Origin of the sequence: Alcanivorax sp. UBA3183 (assembly GCF_002364155.1) — a bacterium.
Classification (GTDB): Bacteria; Pseudomonadota; Gammaproteobacteria; order Pseudomonadales; family Alcanivoracaceae; genus Alcanivorax; species Alcanivorax jadensis.
The window spans coordinates 250,307-270,444 of record NZ_DEXN01000047.1 but is presented as its reverse complement, the minus strand read 5'-3'; the positions used below and the strand labels follow the sequence as shown (position 1 = coordinate 270,444).

The window sequence follows — 20,138 nt, the reverse complement described above, 5'->3', positions numbered from 1 at the left end:
GGCGCGGCCTCTTGCGTTTAAAATTGCAGTAACACCGATCGCGCAGTTATCAATTATCCATTCTCAATTATCAACTAACTCAACATCTCCACCAACCCCTGACTGTTCATCAGCGCCACCCGATTACGCCCGGCACCCTTGGCCTGATAGAGGGCTTCGTCGGCCTGTTTGAGCAATTCGGCACTGTTGCTGGCGCCGTGGTCGGAGCAGGAGACGCCGACGCTGATGGTGACCACCTGGCTGACCCGGGAGCCGCTGTGGGGCAGACCCAGTTGCTCTACCCGGTTACGCATCCGTTCGGCAAACACCAGGGCATCGTTGAAGCTGGAGTCAGTGAGAACGATGACAAATTCCTCGCCGCCATAGCGCGCCACAAAATCGGTGTCCGCCTGCACCATGGAAAGGGGGACGTTGGATATTTTCTTGAGGCATTCATCCCCGGCCGGGTGGCCGTAGGTATCGTTGTACTGTTTGAAAAAATCGATATCGAACAGCAGCAGGCTGATACGTTCCGGTGCATCCGGGTTTCCCTGCTTGTGCAGATGGAACAGGTGATTGAGCCGGGACTCCATGCCGCGCCGGTTGATGCAGCCGGTGAGGCCATCCACGGTGGCCTGGTTTTCCAGCACCAGGTTGGCGGAGTGCAGCTCGTTGCGGTGTTGGTAAAGCACGTGCTCGGAAAGGAAGTGCTGGCGCAACAACCGCTCATACACGTACTGGCCAAACAGGCTCATGCTGGCAAAGGCCAGAGTCACCATGGTCAGGGTGGTGGCCTCGAAGGGGGTTCGTTCCGGGTTGGCGATCAGCGTGGCGACCATGGCGCCGATCATCACCGTGGAGCTGAGCAGTGCGGAATAGAACGGCACACGAACCAGAATGCAGATCATGATGATCGACATCGGGGTGTGCAGGAAAAAGGTATAGGAGAGCGGGTGTTCAACATGCACGCCCAGATAATTGCCGGTCAGGGCGATGGCGAAGGCCAGTGCCAGCGTGGCCGGGTGAAGCCACTCCCGCCACTGGAGTGTGCGGGCGAGGATAACGCAGCCGCCGGCCAGCATCAGGGTGAACAGCCGGGGACGCCAGGAATTGGTGATCACATCCGTGCCGATCCAGGATTCGATCAGCATGGCGGTGGCGATCAGAATGGAGACCAGTCCCAGCGCCCAGGGTGCCACCTTCGACACGCTGGCCAGAAAATACAGGCGAAAATCTTTTTCCAGCGGCTTGGGCAGACGCAGATGCCACGGCAAGCTGATGTCATTGCCAGTGGGAAGTGGATTTTGGTTCTGGGGAGCTGTCACGGCCGGTAAGGCTCCTTTCTGTCCGTGAGTCGATGGCGGCCATGTTTCATCATAGAGTATGCCCGTTATTGAAAAAAATCACAGGCCGCCAACGGCATATTGTATGGACAGAAGGTCGTTAGTGCTCAGTCCAGCAGGGCCAGAAGTGCCTGTTGTTTCCCCGCTGGCAGGCGCCGGAAGCGTTCCAGCAGGTACGCTTCCTCGTTGCCGTCAGGAATTGCTGTTTCGCCATGGGGCAAAGTAGCTGGCCAATTGCTGAGACTGTGCTGCAAGCGGGCAATGATCTCCGCATTCATGCTGCGATGGCTCAGGCCGGCGGCTTGCGCCACTTCGCCACGCATGCCATTGGGAAATCGAACCACGAACTTCTCGGCTCGCGTGGTTGCGCTGCTTGTCATAGTAACCTCTGACCTGAATCCGTGACTTCACCGCGGCGCCTGACGTAAGCCTTTGCCGCCACAGAACATTTTCTTCAGTCGACCGTATCCCCTGATATGGTGCTTCTTCAGAAAAGGCCCTGTGACAACTAACTCTTGCGCCATGCATCCACGCTGAAGTCACAGATTCAGGTCTGAATCACACCCGCGAACAATATTCAGCACTCTGATGGCAGAGTGCCGGCTTAGACAACACGACAGGGTGTAGTGTTAACAATGCTTCAGACCTTACGCATTTTTTTGCCTTTAGGCGATACTGGCAGCTTGCCATTAAGCCTCAAACAGCGACCCGGTTAACACTGAAAACGGTAAAAATTGCTTTTACATTGAATAACGCTCCATGCGACATGCGCCACGGATGCTGCTGGATGGGATGTCGAATGTTGCGTGATGCATAAAACATGTGCTGTTCTCATGTGACAGTCTCGCTGTCGGGCGCTAGAATCCATTTCAATGATGCTTCCTTGAGTGATGATTCACACCATGAATATTGGCGCGGCTGACCTGAACCTGCTCAAGTACCTGGACGTGCTGTTGCGCGAGCAGAATGTGACCCGGGCGGCGGAGCAACTGGGCATCACCCAGCCTGCCATGAGCAATTCACTCAAGCGACTGCGCGAACTGTTTGGCGATCCGCTGCTGATTCGCACCAGTGACGGCATGACCGCAACCGAGCGTGCTCAGGAATTACGCCCGCTGGTTCGCCAGATTCTGTCTCAGGCGGAGCAGTTGTTTACCCCGGAAGATGTATTCAAGCCCTCGGATAGTCGTAGGGTGTTTCGCATCATGACCAGCGACTATGCGGAAGCCACCCTGGTGCCTCATATCGTGCGCCGCCTGCGTGCCGAAGCCCCCAACGTGGTGCTGGATTTTCTGACGCCGTCGGATGTCAGTTACCAGGACATGGAGCAGGGCCGGGTGGACATGGCGGTGAACCGCTTCAACGAGATTCCCGGCTCCTTTCATCAGGTGAGCCTGTGGAAGGACTCCTTTTCCTGTCTGTTAAATCGGGATAACCCCATTGCCAGCGATTTCAACCTGGACAGCTACCTGTCGGCACAGCATATCTGGGTATCGAAAACCGGTTTCGGGGTGGGCTTCGGCATGAATCCGGAAAAACTCGGCGGGCTGGGCTGGATTGATCATGCCCTGGAGCAGTTGGGCAAGAGCCGCAAGATCAGTATCTTTACCCGTCACTACCAGATGCCCGCGTTGCTCGCCATGAACAACGACCTGGTCGCCACCCTGCCCAGCCGCGTGGCGCGCATGCAGGCACAGAACGAACGTTTGCTGATCAAGGAGCCGCCCTTCGACATTCCCCAGTTCGAACTGAAAATGGCCTGGTCGTCGTTACTACACCACAACGTGGCCCATCGCTGGTTGAGAAGACTGATTCAGGAAGAGGCGGAAAGCATTCTGGCGGAGGAGTAGCTACGAGCTACGCTGGTTGGATAGGGAAAGGGTGGAAAGTCCCTCAGACCTCGGCATTTCTACGAAACCGCTTGTAGGAGCTATGCTTGCACGGCGAACCGCGCTTGCGCGGAAATCGCCCGCAGGGCGATCAGGAATCTCAGAGCTCGACAGGTTTCAGAAAGAACCGCGGACAGATAACCCTCTGTTGCCTCGCTACGCTCGGTTCGCACCTGCAAGAGGTGCTCCTACATTTAATAGCGCCGCCAGTGCCGCTCCTACAGCCTTTGGGTCGCGGGTACGGCCCTGTTAATGGGGTGCAGTCCTTCCCGCGTTACAGCTCTTAGGTAGCCGCTACTTCTCAAATCACCGTCGCGCCGCTGAGCCAGCCGCTGTGGGTCTTGCCGGGCATGTTTTCGCCGGCTTCGGCGATGGCGCCCTTGCCGATGCCTTCAAAGGCACGCACGCGGAAGTGCTTGCCGGGGGCTTCGGTGGCCAGTTGCTCGGCGATGTGCCCGGCCAGTTGCTCCACGGTGGTGTCTGTGTCGACCAGGTAGCAATGATCTTCCGGGATCACCAGTTCGAAGTGCCCCTGGGGGGCATCGTAGCGGAAGCGGTGGTGGGGGATTTCCTCGATGTAGTAGGTCCCTTCCAGGTCTTCTTCGGTACCCAGGTAGATATCTTCCCAGCGGTCCGCCCAGAGCTTTTCCCAGTAGCGGCTGCGCCGGCCATTCTCGAAGATATGGATGCCGGAGCGGTGGCCGTGGGCAATGCGCTGGCAATTGCCGTCGTGTTTCTTCAGACCATGGGAATAATGATAGAAAGGCGCGGTCCCAGTATCTTCCTCGCGCAGCACGATGCGCACCTCGGCCACATTGTCCGGCACCACCTGTTGTACCAGGTCCATCAGGAACAGGGTCAGATTGGCCTTGGAGACTTCCGGGCCGCTCATCAGCAGCAGGCTTTCGCTGGGCGCTACCATGCGGATGGTGCCGCCCCGGTAGAGCCATTCCAGGCTGGTGTTGTTGTCCCGCTCGCTCACCGTGGCGTGCTCGCTGTCCACCGGCACCAGCAGCCTGTGGTCCACATTGTCATCGATGATCTGCTTGATGCGCTTCTTGATATGGCCGAAGTCGAACACCATGCCCTGATGATCCAGGTCGCCGGTCAATTCCAGATCGACCAGCCATGACTCGCCGACCATGCCGCGCTTGGGGTGCAGGTAGGAGAAATCGGCGACGGTTAAATTTTCGACAAAAAGAGTGGCCATGCGGTTCCGGTGGAATAAGGTTGGGTTTCGACAGACTTTCACCTGAATCCATGACTTCATCGCGGCGCCTGACGCAAGCCTTTGCTGCCACAGTAGGTTTTCTTCGGTCGATCGTATTCCCTGATACGACACTTCCTCAGAAAACCTCCTGTGACAACAAATTCTCGCGCCATGCATCCACGCTGAAGTCATGGATTCAGGTGCTATAATGCCATTATTCTGGGCTGCCGCTAAGGTGTGCGCCACACACAGCGAACATTTTACGCGCAGTTACCGTGCGAGCTGTGAACCGGGGCACACCCTTCGGCCCTGAAAACTGCTCGCCCTTGCCTATCCGGAGCGATTCGAACCATGGCTGAAACCCTTTTTTCCAAGATCATCGACCGCGAGATTCCCGCCGATATCATCTTCGAAGACGACCAGTGCTTGGCCTTCCGGGATATCAACCCCCAGGCGCCCACCCACTTCCTGGTGATCCCCAAGAAGCCCATTCCCAAGTTGTCTGATGCCGAAGAGGCGGATCAGGCCCTGCTTGGGCACCTGCTGCTGGTGGCAAGCCGTGTTGCCGAACAGGAAGGGCTGGAAGATTTCCGCCTTAACGTGAACAACGGCGCCGGCGCCAGCCAGACCGTTTTCCACCTGCATGTACACGTTCTGGGTGGCCGCCCGTTCAGCTGGCCGCCGGGCTGAAGGTGGTCAAGGCCTGGCGCTGATTGTGCGCCGCCTCCAGGAGCGACCATGAATTATCTGGCACACCTCTCCCTGGCTCGGCCGTCTGTGCCATCCAAGGTCGGCAATGTGCTGGGGGATTTCATGCATGGGGTGGAACGATCCCGGCTCAGTGAGCCGGTGCGGCGGGGCCTGGACAATCACCGTCTGGTGGACCGTTTCACCGATAACCACCCCTGGGTGCAGGCTCAGCGGCGCAGCTTCTCGTCAACACGGCGCCGCTTTGCCGGTGTGGCCCTGGACGTGCTGTTTGACCATTTTCTGTGGCAGCACTGGTCGGCGTTTTATGACCATGACCGCGAGGCGGCCATTACCCGCCACTACCAGCATCTACAGTCCGGCCTGGGGCTGATGCATGCGCCCATGCGGGCAAGAGTGGAACGGCTGATTGAGCACGACCTGCTCAATCAGTACCGTGAGCTGGAGCGGGTGGGGCAGGCGCTGGATGTGATCGCCGGGCGTATTCGTTTTGCCAATGATTTTGCCGGCATCGTCGAGGAAATCGAGCCCCGCTATCAGGAGCTGGAGCGGGGGTTTCTGGATTTCTATCCCGAGCTTCAGGGCGTGGTAAAAGCCGCACGGGTGGAGGAATAGCATTCTTTGTAGGAGCTATGCCTGCATGGCGAAAAAGGTTTCAGGTTGCCTTGCAAGCAGAGGGCCCTTTTCGCCATGCAAGCATAGCTCCTACGGGAAAAGCGTTGTCGCTGTTACCACTGTGGTGGGTTTTTCACAGCGTGGGCAGATCCAGCTCCGCCATGGTGTCGTAATACAGCTCTTCCGCCAGCTTTGCATTGCGTGCCCGGGGTGAGCGCAGGGCCGGTTTGTGGTTGGCGAAGTATTCACCGGTTACCCCGTCGTACTGCGGATCCAGGGCCAGGCTGACGGGCAGGGTGGCGGCTTTTTCCGGGGTGGTGAGGGTCGGGCGGATCAGGGCCATGGCGGCCTTGGGGACATGGCGGAATATCGGTGTGTCCACGCCTCCCGGGTGCAGGGCGTTGCTGGTGATGCCGAGCTCCTGCAGGTGCTCGGCGAGCACATTGCTGAACAGGATGTTGCCCAGTTTCGATTGGCCGTAGGCATCCATTACCAGGTAGGGCTTGCGCCCACGCCAGGTTTTCTTGTTGATGCGCCCGAGCCAGTGGGCTACGGACGCCACGTGCAGAATGCGCGGCTGGTTGCCTTTCTTCAGCAACGGCAACATCAGGTGGGTGAACAGCACCGGGGCCAGGTAATTGACGCCGAACTGCATTTCGTAGCCGTCGCGGGTGAATTCCTGCTGGGTCGGCACCACGCCGGCGTTGTTGATCAGCACGTCCAGTTCACCGAGTTCGCGGTAGATCAGAGCCGCGTTGTCGCGCACATTTTCCAGATCGGAAAGGTCCAGCGGAAACAGTCGCACTTTGGCGTCCGGATGGCGGTTCTTGATGCGAGCGATGGCGGCCTGGCCCTTGGTCTGGTCGCGACAGGCCAGGGACACTTCCGCGCCGTGGCCGGCCAGTTGTTCGGCGGTACAGTAGCCGATGCCGGAATTGCCGCCGGTAATCAGAACACGCTTGCTCATGGTTTGCTCCGCTAGGGTTTGCGCCAGCTTAACAGCATGGCTGTGTCCTGTGAGGCCAATCTCAGGGGGAAGTGCGGGCGACCCAGTCGAGAATATGGTCGGCGACGTTTTGCCACTGTGGCCCCTGCAGCAGCAGGTGCGGGCCCTGGGGGTAGAAGCGGTACTCGCCTCGGTCGGCAAGGTGGTCGTGCAGATGGTTGATGCCGGCTGCCGGCACGGAGTTATCCTTGCCGCCATAGAGCAGCAGCGAGGGCACCTGTAATGATGGCGCCTGGTCGCTGGCACTGTCGGCCAGCTGGATCAGCCCCCAGTAGGCATCCATGCGGACTTCGCGGATCACCCGAGGGTCGTTTGCCAGACGTTGGGCGCTGTCAGCCGCCAGGTTGGGGTCATCGGGGTCGCGGTTTACCGTCAGCTGGTATCCGGGAGCCAGAAAGGCGGCGCTGGCGATGGCGGCATTCCAGCCGTAGCGCAGGCGGATGCCCTCGCGCACAGCAGGCCCGGCGAGCACTATTCCGGCCACTTTGTCAGGCACCTCCAGCGCTGCCAGCATCGCCACGGCGCCTCCCAGACTTTCACCCACCAGGAACACCGGGCGCTGATAGCGTTCATAGAGTTGCTCGATCTGATAGACCGCTTCTGACACCAGCTGGTCTTCCCCGGCCCACTGCCCTTGCTGGGCGCGTTCGCCGAACCCGGCCTGGTCATAACTGACCAGCAGGTGTCCGTTGTCGGCAAAGTAGGGGCCCAGCGCGTCGAAGGCAGCGCCGTAATCGCCAAAGCTGTGCAGGCCAAGGATCACCGCATCGGGATTGTCGGCGGGTTGCCAGTGGCGCAGGGTGTCGGTGAGGGCTGCGGGCGCAGCCGTGTCCTCCGCCCTCTTGTCGGAAACCAGGTTGCAGGCCGACAGCAGACCGTGAAGCATAATAAGAGTGACCAGACGGAGAATCATGCCATGAGCCTAGCAGTCAGCCCGCAACGGCGAGTGAATGCCGCCGATTTTACCCTGGTGCTGGTGGCACTGACCTGGCTGGTGGCGCGGTGCGAAGCGGATCAGCGCAAGCCTGCCGAGCCCGCACCGAACACGGTGACCATGATGGTCACTGCCACGGCCTACAATTCCCTGCACGGCCAGGGGGCGGGAGCGGACCATGCCCTGGCTGCCTGGGGGGATCGCCTCAAACCAGGAATGAAGTCCATTGCGGTGTCGCGGGATCTGATTCCCATGGGGCTGGGTCATAACGCGCAGCTGCAGATCGAAGGCCTGCCCGGTACCTGGGTGGTGAAGGACAAGATGCACTGGCGCTGGAAAAAGAAGATCGATATCTACATGGGCGAGGATGTGCAGGCGGCCCGGGAATGGGGGCGGAGGAAGGTGAAGATTACTTTTCAGGCTCCTCAGGCCGGGGAGTAGCTTGCTATCACCTCCGTCGTAGGAGCGGCGCTCGAGCCGCGAACCCTCGCTTGCGAGGGAATCGGCCATGGGCGATCAGGGATTGCAGGGCTCGGCAGGTTTCTCCGAGTAGAGCACCGATAACCCGGAAGGGGGCCGCCACGCCCCATTCGCGGCTCATACCCGCGGGGCACAGAGAGCGCCGCTCCTACAGAGGTGGGAGGGTCAGTCCCGACTCAGAAAGCTCATGAACAACCGTGTCGAGGCGCTGGGCAGGGCTTTGTCGAGGAGCTTGATCAGTTTGAAGGTGAGGCCCACCGGGTTGTGTACCGGGACTTTTTCATTGGCGGCCTGCCAGACCTTTTTGGCCACATCGTCGGCGCTCAGGTTGACGCCCATGCGGTCCACCACCGGTGCCCGGAAGCTGGCCTTTTCCACCATGGGGGTCTTCACGAACGGCGGCATGATATCGACCACGCGGATGCCCTGCCGACCCCATTCGATATTCAGCGATTCGGTGAGCGAACGCACCGCGAACTTGCTGGCGGAATAGGAGGCTAGATGCGGCACCCCGTACAGGGCCGAGGCGGAACTCATGTTGATCACCGCGGCGGCCTTGCTATCTTGCAGGAAGGGGTGGGCAGCCAGGCTCATGTTGATCAGGCCGGTCACGTTGATGTCGATGATCTGCTTGTGTTGTTCCGCGCTGATGGACTCAAAGGGTCCCATGCGCAGAATACCGGCACAGTTGAACAGCACGTCGATACCGCCGTCTTCAGCAAAGTCTCTGCAGGCATGCTGACAGGCAATGCTGTCGGTCACGTCCAGGGGCCGATACCAGCTGTTGTCCAGTTCCTTCGCCAGCCGCACCAGGGCGGTGTCGTTGACGTCGGTCAGGCCCACTCGCCAGCCTTTCTCGTGGAAGTGTTTGGCGGTGGTCAGGCCGATGCCACTGGCGGCGCCGGTGATCAGGATGCGTTTCATGCGGCGGGGTTCCAGTGTTGGTGGATAAAGCGGGCGCAGGTCATCAGCGCCTGATCCGCATCGGCCAGTACACCGGCGTGGAGCTGGAAATCATGCCAGCGTTGCGGGTGTACCTGCAGACGGGCCGGGGTGCCGGCGTCGTTCAGGGCGGCGCACAGGCGGTGGCTGTCGTTGAGCAGGATCTCGTCGCTACCGGACTGGATCAATACCGGAGGCAGGCCCGTCAGGTCGCCATTGAGCGGGGAGCAGGCCGGGCGAGTCGGATCATCACCGCCATAGGCGCCAGCGGCACTGGCCAGCCAGGCGTGGCTGAGCATGATGTCCCGGTCAGTGTCGAACAGGTCGTTGAGGCTCAGGTCCACCCAGGGAGAAATCAGGATGGTGCTGCTGGGCAAGGCGATCTTTTCCGCTTTCAGGGCTTGCAGGGCGGCCAGGGCAAGACCGCCGCCAGCGGAATCGCCGGCGATGGTCAGGGTAGCCGGGTCCACGCCCTCTGCCAGCAGGGCTTGATACACAGCCACGGCATCCTCGATGGCGGCGGGGCAGGCATGCTCCGGCGCCAGCCGGTAGTCCGGTACGACCACGCGGGCATTGGCGAATTTTGCCAGGTGCGAGGTAACCGAGCGGTGGCTTTCCGGGCTGCCAGCCACATAACCACCACCGTGCAGATAAAGCACGGTGCCTTGGGCATTCAGCGGCGCATAGTGCCGGCAGGGTACGTCCCCCAGGGGAGCCTCATGGCAGGGTACATCCCGGGCGACCAGCGTGGTTTTGGCCATGATGTCCAGCCAGCGCCGCTGTGTCTTGACGCTGAAGCGGGGGTTGGCCACCGGTTTGAACAGCATTGCCAGGGACTGGCGCAGGGCGCCGGCCAGCAATTGCTGGGTGCCGGACTGGGCCCGGCTGATTCGTTCAACGAAGGAGCTCATAGTCATTCAAATCCAGGGTCCGTGTCTGGCGGCGGTAGTCGAAGGTGAAGCCGGGCCAGTTGTTGGTGTTCTTGCCGCTTTCGGTTTTGTACCAGCTATGACAACCCTTGTCCCAGACGGTATTGCTGATTTTGTCCTGCACCGTCTTGTTGAAGTCTTCCTGAACCCGGTCGCGGACTTCCAGTGCCTTGATGCCCTGTTCGTCCATCTCCGCTACACATTGCAGGATGTAGTGAATCTGGCTTTCCAGCATGTAGATGATGGAGTTGTGGCCTAGATTGGTGTTGGGGCCATAGAGCATGAACAGGTTGGGAAAGCCGCGCACGGTGATACCCAGGTAGGCTTCGGCGCCATCTTTCCACACCGCGTTCAGGTCTGCCCCGTCACGGCCGGTAATGGTCATGGGGGTGAGAAAGTCGGTGGCTTTGAAGCCGGTGCCGTAGATGATCACATCGGCGTCGTGATGTGTGCCGGTGCTGTCGGTGAGGCCGCGCTGGTCCACCGAACTGATGCCGTGGTTGATCACCTCCACATGGTCCTGTGCCAGGGCCGGGTAGTAATCGTTGGACATCAGAATGCGCTTGCAGCCCATGGGGTAATCCGGGGTCAGTTTCTCGCGCAGGGCGGGATCCTTGATCTGCTGCTTCAGGTGCCGACTGAACAGCCACTCGTACACCTTCATGGCCTTCTGGAAAGTGGTAAAGCCCAGGGCCCGTGATTCGTTGGTGGCATAAATGCGTAGCCGGTCCAGGGTCTGGGTAATGGGTGCCTTGCTCAGTACCTGGTGTTCCAGTTTGCTGTAGGCGCGATCCGGTTTGGCAATCACATGGGCAGCGGAGCGCTGGAACAGTTTTACTTTGCCGGCCACCTTGGCCACTTCCGGCACGAACTGGATGGCGCTGGCGCCAGTGCCCACCACGGCCACGGTTTTGCCGGTCAGGTCCACGTCGTGGTCCCAGCGGGCGCTGTGGAAATGCGCACCAGCGAAATCCTCGATACCGGACAGCGGCGGGTAGGCGGGCTGGTTGAGCTGGCCGGTGGCGGTGATCAGTACCCGGGTAGTGAGGGTGTCACCGTTGGTCAGGGTCAATTCCCAGATGCCGTCTTCATCCTGGTAGCGGGCGTCGGCGACTTCCGTGTTGAAGCGGATATGCCGGTACAGGTCGTACTTGCGCGCACAGTATTGCTGGTAGGAAAAGATTTCCTGTTGCGGCGCGAAGCGGCGGCTCCACGGGTAATGGCGCTCGAAGGAAAACGAATACAGATGGGAAGGCACATCGCAGGCGGCGCCAGGGTAGGTGTTGTCGCGCCAGCAGCCACCCACGTCGTGGCCTTTCTCGATCATCAAAATATTCTCTTCGCCCTGGGCTTTCAGGCGAATGGCCATGCCGAGTCCGCCGAAGCCGGCACCGATAATCACCACGTTGTGGGTCACTTGCATGGTAAACATCCCAATAGTCTTTTATTGATGGTTACTCTAACGGGACGGATACGTCTTGTTTATGGCATTCTGGGACAGAAAATTGTGGGAAACGGACATTTCATGGATGTACGTCGTGCCATCACCAGTGTGCGCCTGCAAATGGCCTACGCCGCCGAACAGGGGCTGGACGCGCAGGCCTGTCTGGCAGGCAGCGATATTGACCCGGCAATGCTGCATCGGCCGGAGGCGACCATCGAGCGGGCCCAGGAGCGCCGGGTGGTGGAGAACCTTTGTGCGCAGCTGGATGATCCGGTCAGACATGGCCTGGCTATGGGGCAGCGTTATCACCTGAGCAGTTACGGGGTGTGGGGCTTTGCCCTGCTCAGTAGCCCTACCTTTCGGCAGGCGGTGGAGCTGGGGGTGCGCTATCTGGATCTGACCTTTGCCTTCCTGGATATCCGCCTTGAGGAGGAGCAGGGGGAGGCGGTGTTGATCCTGGATGACAGCGGGTTACCGGAAACCATTCGCCCCTACCTGCTGGCACGGGATGCCAGCGCGGTGATGATGGTCCAGGAAGAATTGTTCGCCAGCCGTATTCCGCTGTCCTCCCTGGCCCTGCGATTGCCTGAGCAGGATCCTGCGCCGTTTACCGCTATTTTCGGGTTGCCGCCCTGTTTCGATCAGTCTCACAGTCAGGCCCGGTTTGTCGCTGGTCTTCTGGATATGCCCTTGCCTCAGGCCAACCCGGTTACCGCCCGGCTCTGCGAGGAGCAATGCCAGCAACTGCTGGTGCAGCGCTATCGACAGGGTGGGGTGGCGTTACGGGTGCGCCGCCGCCTGCTTAGCCAGCCGGGCCGCTTTCCGGATATGGAAGCCATGGCATCAGAGTTGGGTGTGACCAGTCGCACACTGCGTCGGCAGCTGCGCACTGAGGGCACCGGTTACCGGGAGTTGCTCGATGAAGTGCGACGGATGCTGGCGGAGCAGTGGTTGATTCTGGGCGGGCTGGGCATGGAAGAGATCAGCGATCGACTGGGTTTCTCCGAACTGTCCAACTTCAATCACGCTTTCCGCCGCTGGACCGGGCAGACTCCGGCCCGGTTTCGACGCGAGCGTCAGGGGAAGTGATTTTTTACCACAGAGGGCACAGAGGACACTGAGGGAAAAATCGGTTTGGGTTGGGAGCTATCAAGCAAACGAGAAGCTGTCTGGTTAACCACTAAGGGCACAGGTAACACCACTGTTCTATCTCGGTGTGCTCTGTGCCCTCTGTGGTAAAAAAATGCTTTTCAAAGAAGGGTCAAGGCATCGCCGGCAGTTTCATTTCGCCTTCCTTGTCGAAGGACAGGGGCAAGGGTACCCCGGCGACTCTGGCTTTGCCGACCAGGCGATACTGCAGCGGCTTGTCCTGTTGCTGCTGGATTTTCTGCAACTGTTTGAGGCTGCTCAGCAGGCTGGTGGTAATCGTGGTGGTCACTTGGGCATCGCCCATGGCGGGCAGGGTGACGCTGTCGCCGGTGAGGCCGCGGGCAAACTTTTCGCCGTTGATAAAGATCTCATAGTCCAGGCTCTTCAGCGTCAGTTCCCGGTCATTGGGATTGCGGGCACGCAAAGTGAGCCCCCATTCCTGTTCAAACAGGCTGATACTGTTGAGGGCAATGCCGGATACGCTGACTTCCGGCGCCTCCAGCGACCCCAGTCGTTGACAGCCCGCCAGCACGATGGTGGCCGTGATCAGCCATAGCGAAAGTACTTTTTTCATTCCCGAACTCCTTGGCATTGGCTCTGTTAGAGGCAAGCATAGCGGGAAAGTTGCATCAATGAAGGGCAGATGATTCGTCGCGGGGGTGAAGCGGGATAGGTGCATGCCGAACGGCCCGATCTCCCGCCACGCCACCGCGCCCCTGATGGGGCGCGCATGGCGCGGCATCCTGACCGGGCCGCCGGCATGAGTGCCGATACACATTGTGTATCAGCCCGTTGATAGTGGCGCGAGCAGGCAGGGTATGGCAAGCGACAAGTGTGGAAAATTTGTATCTGCTACCAGGGTAGCGGATCGCCCCGCCAGTTAATAAAACTGCCGCTCTGTTCCGGTGTTGCCTGGTCCAGCTGAACTGTCAATTGCTCTGCCACCCAGTCTGCAGAAAACAGCTTTTCTTCCGGGACCCGGGACTGAAAGGGAGCGGATAGTGGGGTGTCAGTGGTGCCAGGATGCAATGCCAGCAGGGTGAGCTGAGGAGCCCGGCGTCGAGCCTCCACGGCAAAGGTGCGGATCAGTTGGTTCAGCGCTGCCTTGCTGCTGCGATAGCTGTACCAGCCGCCGAGATGGTTGTCGGTAATACTGCCGACCCGGGCAGAGATGGCGGCGAAGGTTGCCGGCTGGCGGCGTAGCTGTGGCAGCAGGCTGCGGGCCAGCAGCATCGGGGCCCAGGCGTTCAGTCGGAAACTGTATTCCAGGCTCTCTAGCGACAGATCTTCCAGTCGCTTTTCCGGTGACAGATTCCGGCGGGTATCGTGTAGCACCCCGGCACAATGAATCACTCGCGACAGATGCTCTGTGTGTGTTTTGACTTCCTCGGCGAGCCCTGCAGGCCCCTGTGGGTCGGTCAGATCCGCCGCCACCAGCGTCAACGTGTCATGCCGGGCGGTCAGTGCCGCCAGCGGCGAGCTGTCAGGGTCGCGGCTGCTGGCGATAACCTGATCTCCTCGCGCCAGATGAAGGCGAGTGAGTGCCAGACCGATGCCAGAGCTGGCACCGGTAATCAGTACTGGATAGGGAAGCGATGGGGATGTCATGGGCGAAGAATCGCCGTTGATCGGACAAGTTAACGTGAAGAACCGATCAGGTGTGACGATCGCAACAGTCAAAGTCGCATGGCTATGGTAGATTGCCAAAAAACCATCGGGATTGGGGGAGCGCAATGCGCCAAGTAGTAGTGTTGCTATTGATGCTGGTTGCCAGCCAGATTCAGGGGGCCGAGCTGGATCAGGAGCTGGCGGACTTCAAGCGCGACGTACTGGAAGTCAATAAGCGTCTGCTATTGCTGGAGGAGGAACTGCTGTTTCCTGCCGATACCCAGGTGGGCATCTATGTGTCCCTGGATGTGGGCCATTACTTCCAGCCGGACAGCATTACTCTGGAGCTGGATGGCGAAGTCCTGGCCAGCCATCTGTACACCGAGCGGGAAATCCGGGCCCTGAAAAATGGTGCGGTGCAGCGACTGGCGCTGGCCAACGTGAAAAACGGCGAGCACGAAATCACCGCCTTTGTGACCGGCATGGGGCCAGAGGACAGGGAAATTCGACGGGGTGTCACCGGGCAGTTTGAAAAGCGCCATGGCCGCCATTTCGTTCAGCTGCATATTGAGGATGACAAGGCCAAACAGCAGCCTCGTCTCCTGTTCCGTGACTGGCGCTGAGGCGAACATGCTGAAGTGGTCTGGCGTGGTGTTGTTGCTGATCAGCTCACTGGCCTGGGGGCGGCTGGACAAACCGCATCAGGTGCAGGAGTTGGCCTATGGGGAGGTGGCATATCTCTATCTGCAGGGGGATTACTTCGCTGCCCTGACGCGGGCACAGATGGCCCTTGAGCGCGGCGAGGTGGATGTGCACCGGGCAGATCTGGAAGTGCTGCTGGGCGCCATGTACAGCGCCTACGGTATGCCGGAGGATGCCGAGCGGGTGTTCAGTGCGTTGCTGGACCAGCAGGTCAGTGGCGAGGTGGCCCAGCGGGCCTGGATTCATCTGGCCGGGCTTTACTACCGACAACAGAAATACGCTCGCGCTTTGGAAACTCTTGAGCAGCAGGCCGGTACGCCGCCTGAGGACCTGCAAGAGGTTTACCACAGCCTGCGGGCGCGGGTGCTGATGCGTCTGGGCCGCTATGAAGAGGCGGCGGAATCCCTGGATGCCTTTGCCGCTAATCACCCGCTCAATGCCTACCTGCGCTATAACCTGGCGATCAGCTGGATCAACGGCAAGCACCCTGGTCTGGGCCAGGAATGGTTGTGGGAACTAGCCAACCTGCCGCCCGGTGCGCCGGAGGTAAACGCGATCAAGGACAAGGCCATGCTGGCGCTGGCGATTTACATGCTGCGCAGCGATCAGGAGGACCGTGCTTTGCAGCTGCTGCGCGATGCCCGCCTGGAAGGGCCGTTCGCTGATGTCTCCCTGCTGCTCTACGCCCGTGCCCTGTTGATCGAGAATCAGCCGGCCAGGGCGTTGCCGGTGCTGCAGAAACTGGACCGTAAATCGATCCAGCGTTCCACCGTGCAGGAAGCGCAGCTGGCGATCCCCTATCTGTACGAACAGATGGGCGATCAGCGTTCTGCTCGTCAGGCTTTCCAGACTGCGCTGGAACGCTTCGACGGGCTGGAAGAGTACCTGCTGGAAGTGGAGGCGCGGATTGCCAATGGTGACTGGTTTACGGAAATGGTCGGTGAGCCACGCTGGTCCACCGCCATGGACCCGGTGCCGCCGTTTTTACCAAAGCGGGTGAAGAGTTTTCCGACTTTCTACGAATGGTTTGCCACCAGGGAGTTCCAGCATGGCTGGCACAACTACCATGAGCTGATGCGCCAACGGAATCTGCTGACTCAATGGCAGAATACCTTGCCCGCCATGCAGACCATGCTCGACGCCCATGAGCGCAAGCATCAGGAAGTCAGGCCCCAGGCTCAGGCCCTGCTGCGGGAATTGTCACAGCAAGATTTTCAGGGTCGCCTTACCCGCCTGCAGGGTGATTATCGGGCCGCTGTATCGGATCAGGAGCCGCTGCCTTTTGCCACTGACGATGAGCAGCGTCTTTGGCAGGCTCAGCAGGAGGCCGAACGCAAAACCCGGAGTTGGGGCAAGCGTAAACGGCCGGATATGACCGCCAAGCTGGATTTCTACAAGGGGGTTCTTTTGTGGGAAATGCAGCAGGATATCGTGCCTCGCCAGTGGCAGCGCCAGCAGGAACTGAACGACATCAGCGCCATGCTCGACCAGACCCGTGAATTGCGTAGCCGGGTCATGGTGGCGAGTAACCGGGTCCAGCGGCTGGATTTTTTCCGCCAGGAACTGCCCGCTCTGGAGCAGGAGCTGGCCAGCTTGCAAAAGCGCGGTGAGCGGCTGATGCGGCGTCAGCAATATTCCCTGCAGGCGTCCGCGTTTGAGCAGGTCACAGTGACCCGCAAGCGGTTGAAGCGTTTCAGTGCGGCAGCCCATGAAGGACTGGCCGATCTGTACAACAAGGCGTTGCGGACCCGGCGTGAGCCGCCGGCTGGTGGTTCCGAGGCGCCCATAGAGTAAGAGGGAATCGGCCTCTTCGCCTTGCCAGCAAGGCGCCAACGGTGTTGTTTGTGTCGAGACCAACGATTTAGTGGGGGTCTTGTTCGCAAGGCAACGGGTTTTATCGCAGGGAATGGCCATGGATGGATACGGGTTACTGTTACTGATGCCGGTGATGATGGTGCTGGCGGCACTGCCCAGCACCAGTGTGGCCCTGGTAGTGGTGCGTTCTGCCCGGCTGGGATTGTCGCAGGGCCTGTGGGTGGCCGCGGGTATTGTGGTGGCGGATCTGTTGTTCGCTGCGCTTGCCCTGTGGGGAATGAGCGAGCTGGCCCAGCAACTGGGTGGCTTGTTTTCCTTGGTCCGTATTGCCGCCGGGCTCTGGCTGGTGTGGTTCGGCATCAACCTGATCCGGCATCGTGGGGCTGCATTGCAAGTCGAACCGTTTGCCGGTGGTAGCAGGACCGTCAGTTTTCTCGCCGGCCTGGCGGTGACCCTGGGCGACATCAAGGCCATCGTTTTCTATGCCAGCCTGTTTCCCCTGTTTGTGGATATGCACTCGCCGGATGCGATGGATCTTGTCGCGGTGCTGCTGATTACGGTTTTCAGCGTGGGCGGCGTTAAGGCTGTCTATGCATTACTGGCCCAACGGATTACCCTCCACCGCAATCCCGGTTTGCAACAACCTCTGAGCATCGTCGCTGGCGGCACCATGATCGGCGCCGGCACCTGGCTGGTGACTCGCCCGTAGGCCCGTAGGGTGGATTAGCCCTAGGCGTCATCCACCGTTACTCCGGTGTCGTTAAATCGTCGGAATAAAAAACATTGCCATTGCGGTCGATGATGATGGCCGAGGTATCCGCTAGCCGGTTGATCAGCGCCAGGCCTTTTTCTACTCCCAGCACAAAGACACTGGTGGAGAGAGCATCCGCATCCAGGCTGTTGTCCGCGAGCACGGTAACGCTGGCCAGACCATCGATACTCTTGCCGGTCTGCGGTGACAGGATGTGGTGGATGCGGCGGCCATCACGGATGAAGTAGCGCTGGTAATCGCCGGAGGTGGACATGGCCAGGTCGCTGATGGGCAGGCGCATGGCCACCTTCTCCTGGTTACGAGGGTGCTGGATGCCCACTTCCCAGGGGCGACCCCGGTGGTCACCGAGCACATAGCTGTCACCGCCCAGGGACAGCCAGGCATGCTTAATACCCGCCTCTTTCAACAGCGCGATACCCCGGTCGATGGCATAGCCCTTGGCGATGCCGCCCAGATCGATGCGGGTGCCGGGTGTGCGATAGCGCACCCGGTGATTCGGCAGTAACTCAATGCGGTCGGCGCCGATGTGCTCGGCCGCATCGGCTAGCTGGGAAGCGTTTGGCGCCTTACCTTCCCGGTAGTCATAGAGATGGCCGGCACTGGCAAAGGTAATGTCGAAGGCGCCGTCGGTGAGCTGATAGAAATGCAGGGACCGTTCCAGTAACCGATAGAACTCGGGGCTGATGGCTTGCGGTGCTTCGTGGCCTTGCCGGTTGAGTCGGGCCAGCTCGCTGTCGTCTATCCAGGGCGACAGTAACTGGTTGAGCCGCTCCATTTCCGCTTCCAGTTGCTGGAAAAGGGGAGCGGCATTGCTCTCTGACCACAGGGAAACACTGGCGCGGGTGCCCATCACATCCCAGTCGTGTTGTTGCCAGTCGGCGTGCACGGGGAGCGCCAGCAGCAGTAGCAGGCTGGCAAGCAGGGAGCGAAGCGGGCGAGGGCGATGCATCGGTGTATCCGGGACCAGTGTGTAGATCCAGTGTGTAGATATTGGAGCTTTGCTCGCAAAGCTCCAACGGTTGCCGTCAGGTAATGGTACCACTAACGATGGGCTCGAAGGCGGTAAGCCGGTCCATGGAGTCGCTGTTGCCCAGACTGTGATTGGGGAACTTCTCCGAGAACAAGCCCTGCTCACCATGAAGCGCCATGTAGTTCAGCCACACGGTTTCCGCCAACAGGTTGACGTTGTTGGCGGCCGGGGTGCCAGCGGTTTCCACCGAGGCATCCGGGCGCATCCAGCCCAGCTGCTGATGTTGTTCCGCCGTGCTGCCCGCCGTATTGAGGGTGGGGCGGCCATTGGGGTCGTAAACCAGAAAGAAGGACGCCGCGGTCGATGAATTATCGCCAGTCCATTCGCCCTTGCCACGTCCTTCGGCAGAGTCATCGATGCGCCCGTTGCTGGCCACGGAGCCATCACTGAACACATAAATCATCAGTGGCACTCCCTTGCGGCGAGCGTACTCCAGGCAGGCTCCCATGCACCGCCCGGCACGGCGGTCGCGGATTTCACCGGTTCCCCGTTCGCCGGTGTGATAGTCGAAACCACCCATGCTGATACAACCGGCACCGGCGTAGCCGTTGACCACCAGCTTCATCACCGAGGCCGTTTTCTCAAACTCCCGATCGTTCAACTCGGCGTCCGAGAAGATGCCGAGAATGTCCATGTCCTGGCGGATATCCAGGGTGGAAGGGTCGCCGTAGCGGTCGGTGATATCTGCCGCTTCCACATAACCACAACGCAGCAGGTTGCGCAGGTTGTCGCGGCGGTTGGTATTGGTAAGACCACTGTCGATGCGGTCGATGCGTTTGTGGCTGATGCGGGCGATGGATTCCATTACCGACACGGCATCGGCCTGGTCGAGCAGGCCGACCAGTTTGCCGGTGTCTACCAGGCCGGTCACATCGGAGCGCCGGTCTACCTTGGTGGGACGGGCTGAGGCGATGATGGATGCATCCGGGGACATGGAGTTGCCACCGGATATGGAGCTGCGAGAGCCTATCAACGACAGTAGTTCGCCGTCCGCACCGGCATTGAAAATACCGTACATGGGGTTGTGGGGATTATTGGCGGTATCGTTTTCCGAGCGTGCCGGGATCACGCAGCCATTCACATTGGCGGTGGCGTTTGGTGCCTTGTCGAGAATGCCAAGCAGAAAAGGGGAGTCACTATGGAATGCCAGCCCCAGCTCGGTATTGATGGTGCCCGGGTCATTATTGGGTGCCAGGTTGCCCGGTAGCCCAAGCTTGGAATAACCCGCACTGCTGAGAAGATCCTGTTGTCCTCCCTCGCCACCAACCAGCACGTTGGAGCCGGCAATGTTAGCGCCACCGGCGAGATCAAAACAGATGAAGGGGATCTTGCCGGCCCCGGCGGCGGCGATGCCGCAGTCGGTTTTCATGCCTTCCAGATCACCGGACAGTGCCGCCATGGCGTCGCGAGGATTACTGAACAAACCAAACATGCCGACGCTGCCGAACGCTGCGCCGGTGAGCAAGCCGCGGCCCAGCATGTCCCGGCGGCTGACCGGTTTGCCGTGGCCCAGATTCAACAAGGGTGCATCCGGATGCAGGGGCTGGGTACGTTTTTTTAGAAAGTTACGTTTCATGATTTTC

20 protein-coding genes are annotated in these 20,138 nt (G+C 60.0%); 8 read left to right on the top strand and 12 right to left on the bottom strand.

Translation table 11 applies throughout. The features are described from left to right. Window positions 1-74: 74 nt before the first annotated feature. The gene (locus B3Q33_RS15800) at window positions 75-1,304 is read right to left on the bottom strand and encodes a GGDEF domain-containing protein (protein ID WP_035244939.1); all 1,230 of its coding nucleotides are present in this window, start codon (window positions 1,302-1,304) and stop codon (window positions 75-77) included. Window positions 1,305-1,429: 125 nt separating this feature from the next. Further along, complete coding sequence (locus B3Q33_RS15795) at window positions 1,430-1,702, bottom strand: Arc family DNA-binding protein (RefSeq protein WP_035244938.1); 273 nt, start codon at window positions 1,700-1,702, stop codon at window positions 1,430-1,432. 522 nt (window positions 1,703-2,224) lie between these two features. Here B3Q33_RS15795 and B3Q33_RS15790 point away from each other — a divergent pair. Then, on the top strand, window positions 2,225-3,172 hold the full coding sequence (locus B3Q33_RS15790; RefSeq protein WP_035245492.1) for a LysR family transcriptional regulator: 948 nt from the start codon (window positions 2,225-2,227) through the stop codon (window positions 3,170-3,172). Window positions 3,173-3,512: 340 nt separating this feature from the next. Here B3Q33_RS15790 and B3Q33_RS15785 read toward each other — a convergent pair whose 3' ends face one another. Beyond that, window positions 3,513-4,421: a 6-pyruvoyl trahydropterin synthase family protein gene (locus tag B3Q33_RS15785; protein WP_035244937.1), complete on the bottom strand. Its 909-nt coding sequence runs from the start codon at window positions 4,419-4,421 to the stop codon at window positions 3,513-3,515. 351 nt (window positions 4,422-4,772) lie between these two features. Between B3Q33_RS15785 and B3Q33_RS15780 the strand changes: the two genes are divergently transcribed. Both B3Q33_RS15780 and B3Q33_RS15775 read left to right on the top strand, forming a co-directional pair. Further along, window positions 4,773-5,111, top strand: a complete 339-nt coding sequence (locus B3Q33_RS15780; RefSeq protein ID WP_273008875.1) for a histidine triad nucleotide-binding protein — start codon at window positions 4,773-4,775, stop codon at window positions 5,109-5,111. 48 nt (window positions 5,112-5,159) lie between these two features. Next, window positions 5,160-5,744 carry an ACP phosphodiesterase gene (locus tag B3Q33_RS15775; protein WP_035244935.1) on the top strand — a complete coding sequence of 195 codons (585 nt, stop codon included), beginning with the start codon at window positions 5,160-5,162 and terminating at the stop codon, window positions 5,742-5,744. 133 nt (window positions 5,745-5,877) lie between these two features. Here the strand turns inward: B3Q33_RS15775 and B3Q33_RS15770 are convergent, their stop codons facing one another. Beyond that, complete coding sequence (locus tag B3Q33_RS15770) at window positions 5,878-6,711, bottom strand: SDR family oxidoreductase (protein WP_035244934.1); 834 nt, start codon at window positions 6,709-6,711, stop codon at window positions 5,878-5,880. Between the two features lie 61 nt (window positions 6,712-6,772). After that, window positions 6,773-7,663, bottom strand: a complete 891-nt coding sequence (locus B3Q33_RS15765; protein WP_084573377.1) for an alpha/beta fold hydrolase — start codon at window positions 7,661-7,663, stop codon at window positions 6,773-6,775. 3 nt (window positions 7,664-7,666) lie between these two features. Between B3Q33_RS15765 and B3Q33_RS15760 the strand changes: the two genes are divergently transcribed. Beyond that, entirely contained in the window at window positions 7,667-8,125 is a 459-nt protein-coding gene (locus B3Q33_RS15760) for a 3D domain-containing protein (protein ID WP_035244933.1), read from the top strand. 204 nt (window positions 8,126-8,329) lie between these two features. Here B3Q33_RS15760 and B3Q33_RS15755 read toward each other — a convergent pair whose 3' ends face one another. Genes B3Q33_RS15755 through B3Q33_RS15745 form a run of 3 tightly spaced genes read right to left on the bottom strand, consistent with a single transcriptional unit; the run spans window position 8,330 to window position 11,458 of the window. Continuing rightward, window positions 8,330-9,088: an SDR family oxidoreductase gene (locus B3Q33_RS15755; RefSeq protein WP_035244932.1), complete on the bottom strand. Its 759-nt coding sequence runs from the start codon at window positions 9,086-9,088 to the stop codon at window positions 8,330-8,332. After that, on the bottom strand, window positions 9,085-10,017 hold the full coding sequence (locus tag B3Q33_RS15750; RefSeq protein WP_052042454.1) for an alpha/beta hydrolase: 933 nt from the start codon (window positions 10,015-10,017) through the stop codon (window positions 9,085-9,087). Before B3Q33_RS15750 ends, B3Q33_RS15755 begins: the two co-directional genes overlap by 4 nt. After that, window positions 10,001-11,458 (bottom strand): flavin-containing monooxygenase, encoded by a 1,458-nt coding sequence (locus B3Q33_RS15745; protein ID WP_272975007.1) that lies wholly within the window; start codon window positions 11,456-11,458, stop codon window positions 10,001-10,003. The genes B3Q33_RS15750 and B3Q33_RS15745 overlap by 17 nt, the downstream gene beginning before the upstream one ends. A 102-nt stretch (window positions 11,459-11,560) precedes the next feature. On the opposite strand from B3Q33_RS15745, the gene B3Q33_RS15740 reads away from it, so the two are divergent. Then, complete coding sequence (locus B3Q33_RS15740) at window positions 11,561-12,568, top strand: AraC family transcriptional regulator (RefSeq protein WP_035244931.1); 1,008 nt, start codon at window positions 11,561-11,563, stop codon at window positions 12,566-12,568. Between the two features lie 172 nt (window positions 12,569-12,740). Here B3Q33_RS15740 and B3Q33_RS15735 read toward each other — a convergent pair whose 3' ends face one another. Continuing rightward, window positions 12,741-13,202, bottom strand: coding sequence for an LEA type 2 family protein (locus tag B3Q33_RS15735; RefSeq protein WP_035244930.1), 462 nt, complete (start codon window positions 13,200-13,202; stop codon window positions 12,741-12,743). A 278-nt stretch (window positions 13,203-13,480) separates the two neighbouring features. Then, the gene (locus tag B3Q33_RS15730) at window positions 13,481-14,236 is read right to left on the bottom strand and encodes an SDR family NAD(P)-dependent oxidoreductase (RefSeq protein WP_272961506.1); all 756 of its coding nucleotides are present in this window, start codon (window positions 14,234-14,236) and stop codon (window positions 13,481-13,483) included. A gap of 125 nt (window positions 14,237-14,361) precedes the next feature. Here B3Q33_RS15730 and B3Q33_RS15725 point away from each other — a divergent pair, with 125 nt between their 5' ends. From B3Q33_RS15725 to B3Q33_RS15715, 3 genes are all read left to right on the top strand, one after another. Beyond that, window positions 14,362-14,859 (top strand): hypothetical protein, encoded by a 498-nt coding sequence (locus tag B3Q33_RS15725; RefSeq protein ID WP_035244928.1) that lies wholly within the window; start codon window positions 14,362-14,364, stop codon window positions 14,857-14,859. 7 nt (window positions 14,860-14,866) lie between these two features. Then, window positions 14,867-16,732, top strand: a complete 1,866-nt coding sequence (locus B3Q33_RS15720) for a tetratricopeptide repeat protein (RefSeq protein ID WP_273008876.1) — start codon at window positions 14,867-14,869, stop codon at window positions 16,730-16,732. Between the two features lie 118 nt (window positions 16,733-16,850). Beyond that, on the top strand, window positions 16,851-17,462 hold the full coding sequence (locus B3Q33_RS15715; RefSeq protein WP_273008877.1) for a LysE family translocator: 612 nt from the start codon (window positions 16,851-16,853) through the stop codon (window positions 17,460-17,462). 37 nt (window positions 17,463-17,499) lie between these two features. Here B3Q33_RS15715 and B3Q33_RS15710 read toward each other — a convergent pair whose 3' ends face one another. Further along, window positions 17,500-18,474 (bottom strand): FAD:protein FMN transferase, encoded by a 975-nt coding sequence (locus tag B3Q33_RS15710; protein ID WP_273008878.1) that lies wholly within the window; start codon window positions 18,472-18,474, stop codon window positions 17,500-17,502. Window positions 18,475-18,550: 76 nt separating this feature from the next. Next, a complete protein-coding gene (locus B3Q33_RS15705; RefSeq protein ID WP_272975013.1) occupies window positions 18,551-20,131 on the bottom strand; it encodes a general secretion pathway protein GspF in 1,581 nt (526 codons plus the stop codon). Between the last annotated feature and the right edge of the window lie 7 nt (window positions 20,132-20,138).

Excerpts from the sequence above, each read along its gene's own strand:
- B3Q33_RS15745 (WP_272975007.1), bottom strand. The coding sequence starts at position 11,458 with ATGCAAGTGACCCACAACGTGGTGATTATCGGTGCCGGCTTCGGCGGA.
- B3Q33_RS15720 (WP_273008876.1), top strand. The coding sequence starts at position 14,867 with ATGCTGAAGTGGTCTGGCGTGGTGTTGTTGCTGATCAGCTCACTGGCC.
- B3Q33_RS15780 (WP_273008875.1), top strand. The coding sequence starts at position 4,773 with ATGGCTGAAACCCTTTTTTCCAAGATCATCGACCGCGAGATTCCCGCC.
- B3Q33_RS15785 (WP_035244937.1), bottom strand. The coding sequence starts at position 4,421 with ATGGCCACTCTTTTTGTCGAAAATTTAACCGTCGCCGATTTCTCCTAC.
- B3Q33_RS15755 (WP_035244932.1), bottom strand. The coding sequence starts at position 9,088 with ATGAAACGCATCCTGATCACCGGCGCCGCCAGTGGCATCGGCCTGACC.
- B3Q33_RS15790 (WP_035245492.1), top strand. The coding sequence starts at position 2,225 with ATGAATATTGGCGCGGCTGACCTGAACCTGCTCAAGTACCTGGACGTG.
- B3Q33_RS15735 (WP_035244930.1), bottom strand. The coding sequence starts at position 13,202 with ATGAAAAAAGTACTTTCGCTATGGCTGATCACGGCCACCATCGTGCTG.
- B3Q33_RS15710 (WP_273008878.1), bottom strand. The coding sequence starts at position 18,474 with ATGCATCGCCCTCGCCCGCTTCGCTCCCTGCTTGCCAGCCTGCTACTG.
- B3Q33_RS15770 (WP_035244934.1), bottom strand. The coding sequence starts at position 6,711 with ATGAGCAAGCGTGTTCTGATTACCGGCGGCAATTCCGGCATCGGCTAC.
- B3Q33_RS15765 (WP_084573377.1), bottom strand. The coding sequence starts at position 7,663 with ATGATTCTCCGTCTGGTCACTCTTATTATGCTTCACGGTCTGCTGTCG.
- B3Q33_RS15760 (WP_035244933.1), top strand. The coding sequence starts at position 7,667 with ATGAGCCTAGCAGTCAGCCCGCAACGGCGAGTGAATGCCGCCGATTTT.
- B3Q33_RS15705 (WP_272975013.1), bottom strand. The coding sequence starts at position 20,131 with ATGAAACGTAACTTTCTAAAAAAACGTACCCAGCCCCTGCATCCGGAT.
- B3Q33_RS15795 (WP_035244938.1), bottom strand. The coding sequence starts at position 1,702 with ATGACAAGCAGCGCAACCACGCGAGCCGAGAAGTTCGTGGTTCGATTT.
- B3Q33_RS15740 (WP_035244931.1), top strand. The coding sequence starts at position 11,561 with ATGGATGTACGTCGTGCCATCACCAGTGTGCGCCTGCAAATGGCCTAC.
- B3Q33_RS15775 (WP_035244935.1), top strand. The coding sequence starts at position 5,160 with ATGAATTATCTGGCACACCTCTCCCTGGCTCGGCCGTCTGTGCCATCC.
- B3Q33_RS15725 (WP_035244928.1), top strand. The coding sequence starts at position 14,362 with ATGCGCCAAGTAGTAGTGTTGCTATTGATGCTGGTTGCCAGCCAGATT.
- B3Q33_RS15730 (WP_272961506.1), bottom strand. The coding sequence starts at position 14,236 with ATGACATCCCCATCGCTTCCCTATCCAGTACTGATTACCGGTGCCAGC.
- B3Q33_RS15750 (WP_052042454.1), bottom strand. The coding sequence starts at position 10,017 with ATGAGCTCCTTCGTTGAACGAATCAGCCGGGCCCAGTCCGGCACCCAG.
- B3Q33_RS15715 (WP_273008877.1), top strand. The coding sequence starts at position 16,851 with ATGGATGGATACGGGTTACTGTTACTGATGCCGGTGATGATGGTGCTG.